The sequence below is a fragment of the Rathayibacter sp. PhB1 genome (genome assembly GCF_004362935.1).
GTDB classification, from domain to species: domain Bacteria; phylum Actinomycetota; class Actinomycetes; order Actinomycetales; family Microbacteriaceae; genus Rathayibacter; species Rathayibacter festucae.
Genome location: NZ_SNYD01000012.1, coordinates 17,030 through 29,374, shown reverse-complemented (window position 1 = coordinate 29,374; position 12,345 = coordinate 17,030). Strand labels below are relative to the sequence as shown.

Here is a 12,345-nt window from a genome sequence, read left to right as displayed (position 1 = left end):
GAAGTGAACTTATCAACAGCTGAGGAGTTAGTGTTATCCGGATGACGGAAGACCTGAACGAGACCGACACGACCGAGGCCGTGGACGTCGTCTCGCGGGTCCTGGCGAACGCGCAGTCGCGCTCGTCGGGATATTCGCGGTTCGTCGCGGGCGGAGCCCAGGCGCTGCAGAGCGCCGGAGGCGATGTCGAGCGCGACGCCGAGCAGACCAGCGACGGCGATCAGTTCGATCGCGAGGACCGGCAGGCGCTGCGGCGCGTGGCGGGCCTCTCCACCGAGCTCGAGGACGTCACCGAGGTCGAGTACCGCCAGCTGCGCCTCGAGAACGTGGTGCTGATCGGCGTCTACTCGCAGGGCTCGATCGAGGACGCGGAGAACTCGCTGCACGAGCTCGCTGCCCTGGCCGAGACCGCGGGAGCGACCGTCCTGGACGGTCTGCTCCAGCGCCGGCCGCACCCCGACCCGAGCACCTACCTGGGCAAGGGCAAGGCCGAGGAGCTCGCCGGGCTCGTCGCCGCCCTCGGCGCCGACACGGTCGTCGCCGACACCGAGCTGGCTCCGAGCCAGCGCCGCTCGCTGGAGGACGTGGTGAAGGTCAAGGTCATCGACCGCACGGCCGTCATCCTCGACATCTTCAGCCAGCACGCCACGAGCCGCGAGGGCAAGGCGCAGGTCGAGCTCGCGCAGCTCGAGTACCTGCTGCCGCGCCTGCGCGGCTGGGGCGAGTCGATGTCCCGCCAGGCCGGTGGCCAGGTCGGCGCCGGCGCCGGCATGGGCTCGCGTGGTCCGGGTGAGACGAAGATCGAGCTCGACCGCCGCCGCATCCACACCCGCATGGCGCGCCTGCGCAAGCAGATCACCGCGATGAAGCCCGCCCGGGAGGCGAAGCGCGCCAACCGCAAGCGCAACGCGGTGCCGTCGGTCGCCATCGCCGGCTACACCAACGCCGGCAAGTCCAGCCTGCTCAACCGGATGACGCACGCGGGCGTGCTCGTCGAGAACTCGCTCTTCGCGACCCTCGACGCGACGATCCGCAAGTCCGAGACCCCGGACGGGCGCGGCTACACGCTCGCCGACACCGTCGGCTTCGTGCGCGCCCTGCCGCACCAGCTGGTGGAGGCGTTCCGCTCGACCCTGGAGGAGGTCGCCGACTCGGACATCATCGTCCACGTCGTCGACGCCTCGCACCCGGACCCCGCGGGGCAGATCGCGACCGTCCGCGACGTCATCGGCGAGGTGGGCGCACGGAGCATCCCCGAGATCATCGCGTTCAACAAGTCCGATCTCGTCGACGAGGGCCAGCGGCTCGTTCTGCGCGGTCTCGCCCCCGGCGGCGTCTTCGTGTCGGCGCGCACCGGCGAGGGGATGGACGAGCTCCAGGCGAAGATCGCCGAGATCCTGCCGGAGCCTCAGATCGAGATCGACCTGCTGGTGCCGTACGACCGCGGCGACGTGGTCTCCTCGCTGCACCGCAACGGCCGGATCCTCTCGACGCAGTACGTCGAGGGCGGCACGCACGTCCACGCGCTCGTGCACGAGGACCTGGCCGGCTCGCTCGGCGAGTTCGCGGCCCCCGTCGCCGCCGTCGAGGCGTAGCGGCGGAGCCGGCACCCGCTCCTGTAGCGCCCGCGACCACGGATCACCTCCGCGGTCGCGGGCGCTTCGTCGTCACGCTGCGCGAGCTGCTCGCCGTGCGTCCCGGTGAACGCAGGAGGGGCGGACGGCTCGATGCCGTCCGCCCCTCCTGCGCGTGTGCGCCGCCGCGTCAGACGGAGCGGAGCACCGCGACGATCTTGCCGAGGACCTCGGCCTCGTCGCCGAGGATCGGCTCGAAGTTGGAGTTGCGGGGGAGCAGCCAGGTGTGGCCGTCGCGCTGGCGGAGGACCTTGACGGTCGCCTCGCCGTCGAGCATCGCGGCGACGATCTCGCCGTTCTCCGCGGTGCGCTGCGAGCGGACGACGACCCAGTCGCCGTCGCAGATGGCGGCGTCGATCATCGACTCGCCGACCACCTTGAGCATGAAGAGCTCGCCCTTGCCGACCAGCTGGCGGGGGAGCGGGAAGACCTCGTCGATCTGCTGGTCCGCCATGATCGGCACGCCCGCCGCGATCCGGCCCACCAGCGGCACCATCGCCGCGTCGGCGACCGTCGCCGTCGACTCGAACGAGCCGTCGTCCTCGGTCGAGCTCGGCACGTCGATGAGGATCTCGAGCGCCCGGGGGCGGTTGGGATCGCGGCGCAGATACCCGCTCAGCTCGAGCTGGTTGAGCTGGTGGGTCACGCTGGAGAGCGAGGCGAGGCCGACGGCGTCGCCGATCTCCCGCATGCTCGGCGGATAGCCGCGGCTGGACACCGAGCGCTGGATGGCGTCGAGGATCGCGAGCTGCTTCGCGCTGAGATTCTTCCGGCGGCGGCCCGCCGCGGGCTTCGCCGCCGCCTTCGCCTTCGGCGCCGGAGTCGTCGTCCTGGCCGCCTTCGCCCCGGCCGTCTGCGCGTCGCTCACGATCGTCCCTCTCTCGGTGCGCACGCCGCGTGCGCGCCCTCTCCGTCCGCGTCGAGCACCGATGTCGGTGGTCGCTGCTGTACTGACTGCGGACTCTCGAAACTGTATCCGGCGGGGGTCCGCGTTCGAAACATTCGTTCGAGTGTGTCGCGCGATCAAGCAACGGATGCGACGCGACCGGGTCTTGCCCGGCGCGGTATTCGAAGATATATTCGGAACAGAGGTTCGGACCGGGTCCTCCCGGCCGAGGCCCCGGCCCGAACCCCTGCTGAAAGGAGCGATCACCATGACCGCACAGCCCTCCACCATCGCGCAGCACCAGCCCTCCGCGCAGCACGTCACCCCTGCCGAGCAGCCCGGTGCGCGCACCCGCCTGCGCCTGACCCGTCGTGGTCGCGCCGTCCTCGCGACGCTCGGCGCCCTGCCCCTCGTCGCGGGCGCCTTCGTCTTCGGACTCAACGGCGGCGGAGCCGTCGCCTCGGGCGAGAGCGCCGACGTCGAGTTCCAGTACGTCACCGTCCGCGCCGGCGAGTCCCTCTGGTCCCTCGCGGAGGAGCTCGCACCGGACTCCGACCCGCGCGACGTCGTCTACGACATCCAGTCGCTCAACCAGCTGGCGAACGCCGGCCTCGAGCCCGGGCAGCGCCTCGCGATCCCGGCGCAGTACGACCTCGCGGACTGATCGAGCGCACCGAGTGCCCCGGTACCATTCCGGGGTGACGACTCTCGACGATCTCCCCCTCCGCGACGACCTGCGCGGTCAGCAGCCCTACGGCGCTCCGCAGGCCGTCGTGCCCGTGGCCCTCAACGTCAACGAGAACACCCACCCCGTCCCCGACGACGTCATCGCCGACATCGTCGAGCGGGTGTCCGTCGCCCTCCGCACGGTGAACCGCTACCCCGATCGCGAGTTCCGGGAGCTGCGCGACTCCCTGGCCGGCTACCTCGGCCACGGTCTGACCGCCGACTCGATCTGGGCTGCCAACGGCTCGAACGAGGTGCTCCAGCACATCCTGCAGGCCTTCGGCGGCCCCGGACGGTCGCTGCTCGGCTTCTCGCCGACCTACTCCATGTACTCGATCCTCGCCTCCGGCAGCGGCACGCGTTGGGTAGGCGTCGACCGCGAGGACGACTTCCGCGTGTCCGCGTCGTACGCCGCCGACGCGGTGCGCCGGGAGCGCCCGGACATCGTCTTCCTCTGCGCGCCGAACAACCCCACCGGCACCCCGCTCGACCTCGAGACGATCGCCGCCGTCTACGACGCGACCGACGGCATCGTCGTCGTCGACGAGGCCTACGCCGAGTTCGCCGGCCGTGACGCGCCGACCGCCCTGAGCCTCCTCGAGGGCCGCCCTCGCCTGCTCGTCTCCCGCACGATGAGCAAGGCCTTCGCCTTCGCCGGCGTCCGCCTCGGCTACCTCGCCGCGGACCCCGCCGTCGTCGACGCCCTCCGCCTCGTGCGCCTGCCGTACCACCTCTCCGCACTGACCCAGGCGGCCGCGACCGCGGCGCTCGCCCACGCGGACGAGATGCTCGCGATGGTCGGCCAGATCATCGTCCAGCGCGACCGGATGATCGACGGACTGCGCGAGCTCGGCTACACCCCGCACGAGACCGGCAGCAACTTCGTCCTCTTCGGCGGCGTCGCCGACCCCGGAGCGACGTTCGAGGCGCTCCTCGCGCGCGGCATCCTGATCCGCGACGTCGGCATCCCGAACCACCTGCGAGTGAGCGCGGGCACCGAGGCCGAGACCACCGCCTTCCTCGAGGCGGTCGCCGCGCTACCCGCCCCGTCGGCGGACCCCGCGGTCGCCCTGGCCCGCGAATAGCCGCCCGGTGGGTCCGCGGCCCCCGAATACACTGGAGACCATGACCTCCTCGAGCGCCGCTCCCGGGCGCACCGCCTCCCTCCGTCGTGCCACCAGCGAGTCGAGCATCGAGCTTTCGATCGACCTCGACGGCACCGGTGTCGCGGACCTCTCCACCGGCGTGCCCTTCTTCGATCACCTGCTGACGGCGTTCGCGAAGCACTCGCTGACCGACCTGACCGTCCGCGCCACCGGCGACATCGAGATCGACATCCACCACACCGCCGAGGACATCGGCATCGTGCTCGGCACCGCGATCAAGCAGGCGCTCGGCGACAAGGCCGGCATCTCCCGCTTCGGCGACGCCCTCGTGCCGCTCGACGAGGCGCTGGTCCAGGCCGTGGTCGACATCTCCGGCCGTCCCTACCTCGTGCACGGCGGCGAGCCGGAGGGCTTCGCGCTGCACCTGATCGGCGGCCACTTCACCGGCTCGATGGTCCGCCACGTCTTCGAGGCGATCGCCTTCAACGCCGGTCTGACCGTGCACGTCACCGTGCTCGGCGGGCGCGACCCGCACCACATCGCCGAGGCCGAGTTCAAGGCGTTCGCGCGCGCGTTCCGCCAGGCCAAGGCCTTCGATCCGCTGGTCGCCGGGGTGCCGTCGACGAAGGGCGCGCTGTGAGCGGCGCCCGGCCGTCCGTCGTCGTCTACGACTACGGCTCCGGCAACGTCCACTCGGCCGTCAAGGCGCTCGAGCTCGCCGGTGCCGACGTCGAGCTGACCTCCGACCGCACCCGCGCCCTCGAGGCCGACGGCCTGCTGGTCCCGGGGGTCGGCGCGTTCAGTGCGGTGATGTCGGCGCTGACGGCGGCGCGCGGCGGCGAGATCATCGAGAAGCGCCTCGCCGGCGGTCGCCCGGTGCTCGGCATCTGCGTCGGGATGCAGGTGCTCTTCGAGCGCGGCGTCGAGCGCGGCGTCGAGAGCGAGGGCCTGGGGGAGTGGCCGGGAACGGTCGACCTGCTCCCCGCCGAGGTCGTGCCGCACATGGGCTGGAACACCGTCGACGTGCCCACCGGCTCGCGGCTGTTCGACGGCATCGAGGACGAGCGCTTCTACTTCGTGCACTCGTACGGCGCCCGGGAGTGGACGCTGGACGTCATGCCGCCGTTCCCGCGCCCGGCCGTCACCTGGGCCGACCACGGCGGCCCCTTCATCGCCGCGGTCGAGAACGGCCCGCTCTCGGCGACGCAGTTCCACCCCGAGAAGTCCGGTGCCGCGGGTCTGCGCCTGCTCTCGAATTGGCTGGGCGGGCTCCGCACGAACTAGGATCGGCCGGTGGTCGGCGGCTCCAGTGGCGCCGCGGCCGCACCAGCTCCGAGACTGAGGATGACGATGAGCGAGTTCACCAAGGCCCCGGGCCTGGTCCTTCTCCCCGCGATCGACGTGGCCGGCGGCAAGGCCGTCCGCCTGACGCAGGGCGAGGCGGGCACCGAGACGAACTACGGCGACCCGATCGACGCGGCCGGCGACTGGGCCGACCAGGGCGCGGAGTGGATCCACCTCGTCGATCTCGACGCCGCCTTCGGCCGCGGTGACAACCACGGCATCATGAAGAAGGTCATCCGCCAGGTCAAGGGCGTCAGCGTCGAGCTCTCCGGCGGCATCCGGGACGACCGCAGCCTGGAGTCCGCGCTCAACGCCGGGGCGAAGCGCATCAACCTCGGCACCGCCGCCCTGGAGAACCCGGAGTGGGCCGCCAGCGTCATCGCGCAGTACGGCGACCAGATCGCCGTCGGCCTCGACGTGCGCGGCACCACCCTCGCGGCCCGCGGCTGGACCAAGGAGGGCGGCGACCTCTGGCAGGTCCTCGAGCGCCTCGAGGAGGCCGGCTGCACCCGCTACGTCGTCACCGACGTCACCAAGGACGGCACCCTCAAGGGCCCGAACCTCGAGCTGCTCGAGCAGGTCATGGCGCGCACCCACCGCCCCGTCATCGCCTCGGGCGGCATCTCCAACCTCGACGACATCGCGGCGCTCCGCGACCTCGTGCCGCAGGGCCTCGAGGGCGCGATCGTCGGCAAGGCGCTCTACGCCGGAGCGTTCACGCTCGCCGAGGCGCTCGACGTCGCCTCCGAGTGACCGGCACGTCCTCGGGTGAGGGCCGGGCGCTCCCCGCGCACCTGACCGACTCGGCGGGGACCCCGTGGGCCGGCCGCCACTTCGAGCAGAGCGCCTCGACGGACGACGACGGCAGTGCGCCCGAGGCCCTGGTCGCTGCCCTGCGCTCGTTCGGCGCCGGCGACGCGGGCCCGGAGGCGGTGGTCGACGCGCTGCGCGTCTCGCGCCTGCTCATCCCCCTGGTCGCGAAGCTCGGCGAGGAGGCCGAGGGGGTCGCCGGGCTCCGCGCCGACAAGTCGCAGGAGCTGTCGATCGTGACGGTCGCCGGGCCGGACGGCCGCACCGTCCTCCCGGTCTTCAGTGACGTCGAGGCGATGCGGCGCTGGGACCGCCTCGCGCGCCCCGTCCCGGTCGACGGCCGGCGGGCGGCGCTGGCCGCCGTGGCGGAGGAGACCGAGCTGATGGTCCTCGACCCCGCCTCGCCGCACGAGTTCGCCGTCCGGCGCCCGGCGCTCTGGGCGATCGCCGAGGGCTCGCCGTGGCGATCGAGCCCGGCCGATCCGGAGGTCCTCACCGCGCTGCGGGCGAGCGCCGACGGGGAGGACGCCGTCGTCTCGCTCGCCGTGCAGCCGGGCGACAGCCGTCAGCGGCTGACGGGACCGGAGCTCGTCATCGTGCTGGAGCTGCGGCCCGGTCTCGACCGCTCGGCGCTCGGCGAGCTGGTCGCGCGCCTGGGCGAGCGCTGGGCCGCCGACGAGATCGTGGCCGCCCGGGTCGACTCGATGACCCTTCAGCTGGCGTCCGCTCCGACGGGCTGACCCGGGCGCCGCCGCTCAGGTGACCGGGCCGGTCCACTTCTCGCCGGGGCCCTTGCCGATCGGGTCGGCGATCGGCGAGGCCTCGCGGAAGGCGAGCTGCAGCGTTCGCAGTCCGTCGCGCAGGCTGCGCGCGTGCATGTCGCTGATGTCGGGGGCACCCGCCGTGACCAGGCCGGCGAGGGCGTTGATCAGCTTGCGCGCCTCGTCGAGGTCGACCTGCGCGCCCGGCTCGTCGGCGAGACCGCACTTCACCGCGGCGGCGCTCATCAGGTGCACCGCGGCGGTCGTGATGATCTCGACCGCCGGCACCTCGGCGATGTCGCGGGTCGCCTCCACGTCGGAGTCGTCGCCGAACCGTCGGGCGTAATCGTCGTCGTGCTGAGCCATGGGTCCCTCGTTCGGTGAGTCCGGCGCTCGCGAGGACCCCGAGGCGGTGCTCGAGGGGGCACTAGCGGGGGAGGGCGAGTGGCGGGCGCCGCCCGCTGCCCTTCCGGCCGGAAGTCTGCTATGGTGATGCGGGCTCCGAGGCATGTCCTCGGTTCGAAAGTGGAGATTCTCCCACCCGCGCTTGACCGCTTCACTAGGTTACCGGGTCAGAAGCACTCCGCCTCCGGCAACGGGGGCAGGGCTGCGGTCCTCGAGACACGTCTCGGGGAGCGCGTCGTAGGGTGCAGCGCAGCGCGGTAGACGCGCTTCGCACAGGGAATCACCTCTCTCGGGATGCGCCGGACGAAGAATCCGGCCGCAGAGCAGCAACTCACCGAGATCAGAGGAGAAACGCAATCAGCGATCCCCGTACCAACGACCGAATCCGCGTCCCCGAGGTCCGCCTCGTGGGTCCCGCCGGAGAACAGGTCGGCGTCGTGAAAATCGAGGTCGCCCTGCGACTCGCGCAGGACGCAGACCTGGATCTGGTCGAGGTTGCTCCCAACTCCAAGCCTCCCGTCGCCAAGATCATGGACTACGGGAAGTTCAAGTACGAGCAGGCCCAGAAGCTCAAGGAAGCCCGTCGCAACCAGGCGAACACGATCCTCAAGGAGGTCCGTTTCCGCCTGAAGATCGACAAGCACGACTACGAGACCAAGCGCAAGCGCGCCGAGGGCTTCCTGAAGGCCGGCGACAAGGTCAAGGCCATGATCCTGTTCCGCGGTCGCGAGCAGTCCCGCCCCGAGATGGGCGTGCGGCTCCTGCAGCGCTTCGCGGAGGACGTGTCCGAGTTCGGCCAGGTCGAGTCCACCCCGACCATCGACGGTCGCAACATGGTGATGGTCATCGGCCCGCTGAAGAACAAGTCCGAGGCGAAGGCCGAGGCGAACGCCGTGCGCGCCGCTCGTCGCGAGGCCAACACCCCCGAAGAGGAATCGGCCGAGTCCGAATCCGTCTGATACTTCGCCGCCCCGTCCTCGGGGCCGGTGGACGCCCCGCTCGCGGGGCACCAGTTTCGCCCGCCGAGTGCGCGTGCGACGTCGACAAGGAGAGAACATGCCCAAGATGAAGACCCACTCGGGTGCCAAGAAGCGTTTCAAGGTCACGGGCTCCGGCAAGCTCATGAAGCAGCAGGCCGGCATGCGTCACAACCTGGAGTCGAAGTCCAGCGTCCGCACCCGCCGCCTGAACCAGGACCAGGTCCTCGCCCCGCAGGACGCCAAGGTCGCCAAGAAGCTTCTCGGCCTGTAGTCGACCACCGCGGCAGTCCGCTGCCGCCGTAGTCCTCGACAACCGACCCGGATCGTAAGGAAGAAAGAGAAATGGCAAGAGTCAAGAGGGCGGTCAACGCCCACAAGAAGCGTCGCGTCATCCTCGAGCGCGCCAAGGGCTACCGCGGCCAGCGCTCGCGTCTGTACCGCAAGGCCAAGGAGCAGGTCACCCACTCCCTCGTCTACTCGTACCGCGACCGCCGCGCGAAGAAGGGCGAGTTCCGCCGCCTCTGGATCCAGCGCATCAACGCCGCGTCCCGCGCCAACGGCCTGACCTACAACCGCTTCATCCAGGGCCTCGCCCTGGCCGGCATCCAGGTCGACCGCCGCATCCTCGCTGACCTCGCGATCACCGAGCCCGCGACCTTCACCGCCCTCGTGGCGAGCGCGAAGGCCGCACTGCCGGCCGACACCTCGGCCCCGAAGGCCGCGTAGTCCGCAGCACTTCCCCGAAGGGGGTCACGACGAGAGTCGTGGCCCCCTTCGTCGTTCCCGCAGGACCCGGTTGTCGCAGGACCTCCTTCCCGCGGGTCAGCCTTCCCCGCGGGCGACGTGTCGACCGGGCCCCGCGACGGTGCGCCGATAGGCTCGCCGCATGCTCGACAACCCCCGTTCTCCCCGTGTCCGCTCCGTCGCCAAGCTCACCCGGCGTCCGGCACGGCAGGAGTCGGGGCTCTTCCTCCTCGAAGGCCCGCAGGCCATGTCCGAGGCGCTGCGCTACCGGCCCGAGCTGCTGATGGAGTCGTTCGCGACCCCCACCGCGCTCGAGCGCCACCCCGAGATCGTCGCCGCAGCTGAGGAGGCGGAGGTCGAGATCGAGTACGTGACCGAGGACGTCCTCGACTCGATGGCCGACACCGTCACGCCGCAGGGCTTCGTGGCCGTCTGCCGGCAGTTCCCGACCTCCCTCAAGGACGTCGTCGCCTCCGAGCCGCGCCTCGTCGCCGTGCTGGAGGAGGTCCGCGACCCGGGCAACCTCGGCACGATCATCCGCGCGGCCGACGCCGCGGGCGCCGACGCCGTCGTGCTGACCGGCCGCTCCGTCGACCTCTACAACCCCAAGGTGGTCCGCTCGACCACGGGCTCGCTGTTCCACCTGCCCGTCGCGGTCGGCGCAGAGCTGCCCGACGTGCTGCAGAGGCTGCGCTCCGCAGGCCTCCGCGCCGTCGCCGCCGACGTCAAGGGCGAGGGCCTGCTCGACGTGCGCGCCCGGGGCGACCTCGCGCAGCCGACGGTCTGGGTGTTCGGCAACGAGGCCCGCGGCCTCGAGGACGAGTCGCTCGAGCTGATGGACGGCGTCGTGGCCGTGCCGATCTACGGCGCCGCGGAGTCGCTCAACCTCGCCACCGCCGCCTCGGTCTGCCTCTACGAGAGCGCCTTCGCGCTCCGCTCCTGACGACCCGACGTGCACTCGACCTGAGACGTTTCACGCCAGAACTGAGAGAAGAGCACCTCGGCATGGTATGAGGCTGGGAGCGAGCCCCGGTTGTTGCGCTCTGGTTAAGAATCCGCTCATGATTTGACCCACCCATGCCCGTGTGATTCTCTGACGGAATGGAAGCACCCTCCCAGGCCGGGCGATCGTCCGCTGCCGCCCGCGAGCCCCTCGTCGTCCTCGACGGGGTCCAGAAGCACTACGGCGAGTTCCAGGCGCTGAAGGACATCGATCTGACGATCAACCGCGGCGAGGTGGTCGTGGTCCTCGGTCCCTCCGGGTCGGGCAAGTCCACGCTCTGCCGCACGATCAATCGGCTGGAGACCATCTCCGGCGGCACGATCTCGATCGACGGTCAGACGCTGCCGGAGGAGGGCAAGGGGCTCGCCGCCCTGCGCGCCGACGTCGGCATGGTCTTCCAGTCCTTCAACCTCTTCGCGCACAAGACGATCCTCGAGAACGTCACGCTCGGGCCGATCAAGGTCCGCAAGCTCTCGCGGAAGGCGGCCGAGGCGGAGGCGCAGGCGCTGCTCGACCGCGTCGGCGTCGGCCATCAGGCGGGCAAGACGCCCGCCCAGCTCTCCGGCGGTCAGCAGCAGCGCGTGGCCATCGCCCGCGCCCTCGCGATGAAGCCGAAGGTGATGCTCTTCGACGAGCCGACCTCGGCGCTCGACCCCGAGATGATCAACGAGGTCCTCGACGTCATGGTCGGCCTCGCCGAAGAGGGCATGACGATGATCGTCGTCACCCACGAGATGGGCTTCGCCCGGAAGGCCGCGCACCGGGTCGTCTTCATGTCCGACGGCGAGATCCTCGAGGACACCGACCCCGAGTCGTTCTTCACCGCTCCCCGGACCGACCGCGCCAAGGACTTCCTCTCGAAGCTGATCACCCACTAGGTCGCCGGCGCCGCGGACGGACTCCGCCTCGGCCGCCGTTCGACAGGTCGCCCCCCGAACCCCCGGGAGCGACCGGACATCGCCCGCTCCAGCGGGCCACACCCCAGGAAGGACGATCATGCGCACCAAGCTCATGTTCATGACCGCGGGACTCGCCGCAGCGGCCCTCACCCTCGCCGGCTGCGCCGGTGACTCCGGGACCGGCGCCGGCTCCGACTCCGGCTCCGAGGGGAGCGGAGCGGCCTACGAGGTCGCCACCGACGTCACCCTCGAGGGCAGCCCGACCTTCGACGCCATGACGGAGGACGGCACGGTCACCATCGGCGTCAAGGAGGACCAGCCCGGTCTGGGCTACCTCGACGCCGCGACCGGCACGCGCTCCGGCTTCGACATCGAGATCGCGAAGTGGATCGCCGCCTCCCTCGGCTTCTCCGAGGACAAGATCGAGTACCAGCCGATCCCCTCGGCCAACCGCGAGGCGTCGATCGTGAACGGCGACATCGACTACTACGTCGGCACCTACTCGATCACCGACAAGCGCAAGGAGCAGGTCGGCTTCGCCGGGCCGTACTTCGAGACCGGGCAGCAGCTGCTGGTCGCCGCGGACAACGACACCATCACGGGTCCGGACGACCTCTCGGCCGACACCACCGTGTGCTCCGCGACCGGCTCCACCCCGATCCAGAACATCCGCACCAACTACCCCGAGGTCCCGACCGAGGAGTTCGACACCTACTCGCAGTGCGTCGACGCCCTGGCCGACGGCCAGGTCGACGCGGTCACCACCGACGGCGCGATCCTGATCGGCTACGCCGCCCAGCGCCCGGACGACCTGAAGGTCGTCGGTGAGCCCTTCAGCACCGAGCTCTACGGCATCGGCCTCGCGAAGGACGACACCGCACTGCGCGGCTTCATCAACGAGATGCTGACCGACGGCGGTGACACCTGGAGCGCGATCTACGACGAGACCCTCGGCCAGTCCGGCACCACGGTCGAGCAGCCCGCGGTCGACGCGTACTAGGCCGACACCCCTGAGGAGTCCCGGGGCGGCGCGTCGCGCCTCGCCCC

Annotated in this window: 15 protein-coding genes; 13 read left to right on the top strand and 2 right to left on the bottom strand. The window is 71.0% G+C overall.

Annotation, left to right across the window (positions count from 1 at the left end; translation table 11 throughout):
• Positions 1-41 precede the first annotated feature (41 nt).
• Positions 42-1,595 carry a GTPase HflX gene (hflX, locus tag EDF17_RS19290; protein ID WP_123444524.1) on the top strand — a complete coding sequence of 518 codons (1,554 nt, stop codon included), beginning with the start codon at positions 42-44 and terminating at the stop codon, positions 1,593-1,595.
• Positions 1,596-1,764: 169 nt separating this feature from the next.
• Here the strand turns inward: hflX and lexA are convergent, their stop codons facing one another.
• Positions 1,765-2,502, bottom strand: a complete 738-nt coding sequence (lexA, locus tag EDF17_RS19285) for a transcriptional repressor LexA (RefSeq protein ID WP_123444550.1) — start codon at positions 2,500-2,502, stop codon at positions 1,765-1,767.
• Positions 2,503-2,788: 286 nt separating this feature from the next.
• On the opposite strand from lexA, the gene EDF17_RS19280 reads away from it, so the two are divergent.
• From EDF17_RS19280 to EDF17_RS19255, 6 genes are all read left to right on the top strand, one after another.
• Positions 2,789-3,184 (top strand): LysM peptidoglycan-binding domain-containing protein, encoded by a 396-nt coding sequence (locus EDF17_RS19280; RefSeq protein ID WP_185019934.1) that lies wholly within the window; start codon positions 2,789-2,791, stop codon positions 3,182-3,184.
• Between the two features lie 34 nt (positions 3,185-3,218).
• Positions 3,219-4,331 carry a histidinol-phosphate transaminase gene (locus EDF17_RS19275; RefSeq protein WP_123444523.1) on the top strand — a complete coding sequence of 371 codons (1,113 nt, stop codon included), beginning with the start codon at positions 3,219-3,221 and terminating at the stop codon, positions 4,329-4,331.
• Between the two features lie 40 nt (positions 4,332-4,371).
• Complete coding sequence (hisB, locus tag EDF17_RS19270) at positions 4,372-4,992, top strand: imidazoleglycerol-phosphate dehydratase HisB (protein ID WP_123444522.1); 621 nt, start codon at positions 4,372-4,374, stop codon at positions 4,990-4,992.
• Positions 4,989-5,636 carry an imidazole glycerol phosphate synthase subunit HisH gene (hisH, locus tag EDF17_RS19265; RefSeq protein ID WP_123444521.1) on the top strand — a complete coding sequence of 216 codons (648 nt, stop codon included), beginning with the start codon at positions 4,989-4,991 and terminating at the stop codon, positions 5,634-5,636. The genes hisB and hisH overlap by 4 nt, the downstream gene beginning before the upstream one ends.
• A 66-nt stretch (positions 5,637-5,702) precedes the next feature.
• On the top strand, positions 5,703-6,449 hold the full coding sequence (priA, locus tag EDF17_RS19260) for a bifunctional 1-(5-phosphoribosyl)-5-((5-phosphoribosylamino)methylideneamino)imidazole-4-carboxamide isomerase/phosphoribosylanthranilate isomerase PriA (RefSeq protein ID WP_123444548.1): 747 nt from the start codon (positions 5,703-5,705) through the stop codon (positions 6,447-6,449).
• Positions 6,446-7,246 carry an SseB family protein gene (locus EDF17_RS19255; protein WP_243732981.1) on the top strand — a complete coding sequence of 267 codons (801 nt, stop codon included), beginning with the start codon at positions 6,446-6,448 and terminating at the stop codon, positions 7,244-7,246. Before priA ends, EDF17_RS19255 begins: the two co-directional genes overlap by 4 nt.
• Before the next feature lie 15 nt (positions 7,247-7,261).
• Here the strand turns inward: EDF17_RS19255 and EDF17_RS19250 are convergent, their stop codons facing one another.
• The gene (locus EDF17_RS19250) at positions 7,262-7,633 is read right to left on the bottom strand and encodes a DUF1844 domain-containing protein (protein WP_123444520.1); all 372 of its coding nucleotides are present in this window, start codon (positions 7,631-7,633) and stop codon (positions 7,262-7,264) included.
• A gap of 395 nt (positions 7,634-8,028) precedes the next feature.
• Here EDF17_RS19250 and infC point away from each other — a divergent pair, with 395 nt between their 5' ends.
• The 6 genes from infC to EDF17_RS19220 all read left to right on the top strand — a co-directional run bounded on the left by infC (position 8,029) and on the right by EDF17_RS19220 (position 12,298).
• A complete protein-coding gene (gene infC / locus EDF17_RS19245; protein ID WP_123444546.1) occupies positions 8,029-8,631 on the top strand; it encodes a translation initiation factor IF-3 in 603 nt (200 codons plus the stop codon).
• 97 nt (positions 8,632-8,728) lie between these two features.
• On the top strand, positions 8,729-8,923 hold the full coding sequence (rpmI, locus tag EDF17_RS19240; protein WP_056042364.1) for a 50S ribosomal protein L35: 195 nt from the start codon (positions 8,729-8,731) through the stop codon (positions 8,921-8,923).
• Positions 8,924-8,994: 71 nt separating this feature from the next.
• On the top strand, positions 8,995-9,378 hold the full coding sequence (gene rplT, locus EDF17_RS19235) for a 50S ribosomal protein L20 (protein WP_123444519.1): 384 nt from the start codon (positions 8,995-8,997) through the stop codon (positions 9,376-9,378).
• Positions 9,379-9,538: 160 nt separating this feature from the next.
• The gene (locus EDF17_RS19230; protein WP_123444518.1) at positions 9,539-10,339 is read left to right on the top strand and encodes an RNA methyltransferase; all 801 of its coding nucleotides are present in this window, start codon (positions 9,539-9,541) and stop codon (positions 10,337-10,339) included.
• A 158-nt stretch (positions 10,340-10,497) separates the two neighbouring features.
• Positions 10,498-11,277 carry an amino acid ABC transporter ATP-binding protein gene (locus EDF17_RS19225; protein WP_123444517.1) on the top strand — a complete coding sequence of 260 codons (780 nt, stop codon included), beginning with the start codon at positions 10,498-10,500 and terminating at the stop codon, positions 11,275-11,277.
• Between the two features lie 118 nt (positions 11,278-11,395).
• Positions 11,396-12,298 (top strand): glutamate ABC transporter substrate-binding protein, encoded by a 903-nt coding sequence (locus EDF17_RS19220; protein WP_123444516.1) that lies wholly within the window; start codon positions 11,396-11,398, stop codon positions 12,296-12,298.
• The last annotated feature ends 47 nt before the right edge of the window (positions 12,299-12,345 follow it).

Excerpts from the sequence above, each read along its gene's own strand:
- hflX (WP_123444524.1), top strand. The coding sequence starts at position 42 with ATGACGGAAGACCTGAACGAGACCGACACGACCGAGGCCGTGGACGTC.
- EDF17_RS19280 (WP_185019934.1), top strand. The coding sequence starts at position 2,789 with ATGACCGCACAGCCCTCCACCATCGCGCAGCACCAGCCCTCCGCGCAG.
- hisB (WP_123444522.1), top strand. The coding sequence starts at position 4,372 with ATGACCTCCTCGAGCGCCGCTCCCGGGCGCACCGCCTCCCTCCGTCGT.
- priA (WP_123444548.1), top strand. The coding sequence starts at position 5,703 with ATGAGCGAGTTCACCAAGGCCCCGGGCCTGGTCCTTCTCCCCGCGATC.
- EDF17_RS19250 (WP_123444520.1), bottom strand. The coding sequence starts at position 7,633 with ATGGCTCAGCACGACGACGATTACGCCCGACGGTTCGGCGACGACTCC.
- rpmI (WP_056042364.1), top strand. The coding sequence starts at position 8,729 with ATGCCCAAGATGAAGACCCACTCGGGTGCCAAGAAGCGTTTCAAGGTC.
- rplT (WP_123444519.1), top strand. The coding sequence starts at position 8,995 with ATGGCAAGAGTCAAGAGGGCGGTCAACGCCCACAAGAAGCGTCGCGTC.
- EDF17_RS19230 (WP_123444518.1), top strand. The coding sequence starts at position 9,539 with ATGCTCGACAACCCCCGTTCTCCCCGTGTCCGCTCCGTCGCCAAGCTC.
- EDF17_RS19225 (WP_123444517.1), top strand. The coding sequence starts at position 10,498 with ATGGAAGCACCCTCCCAGGCCGGGCGATCGTCCGCTGCCGCCCGCGAG.
- EDF17_RS19220 (WP_123444516.1), top strand. The coding sequence starts at position 11,396 with ATGCGCACCAAGCTCATGTTCATGACCGCGGGACTCGCCGCAGCGGCC.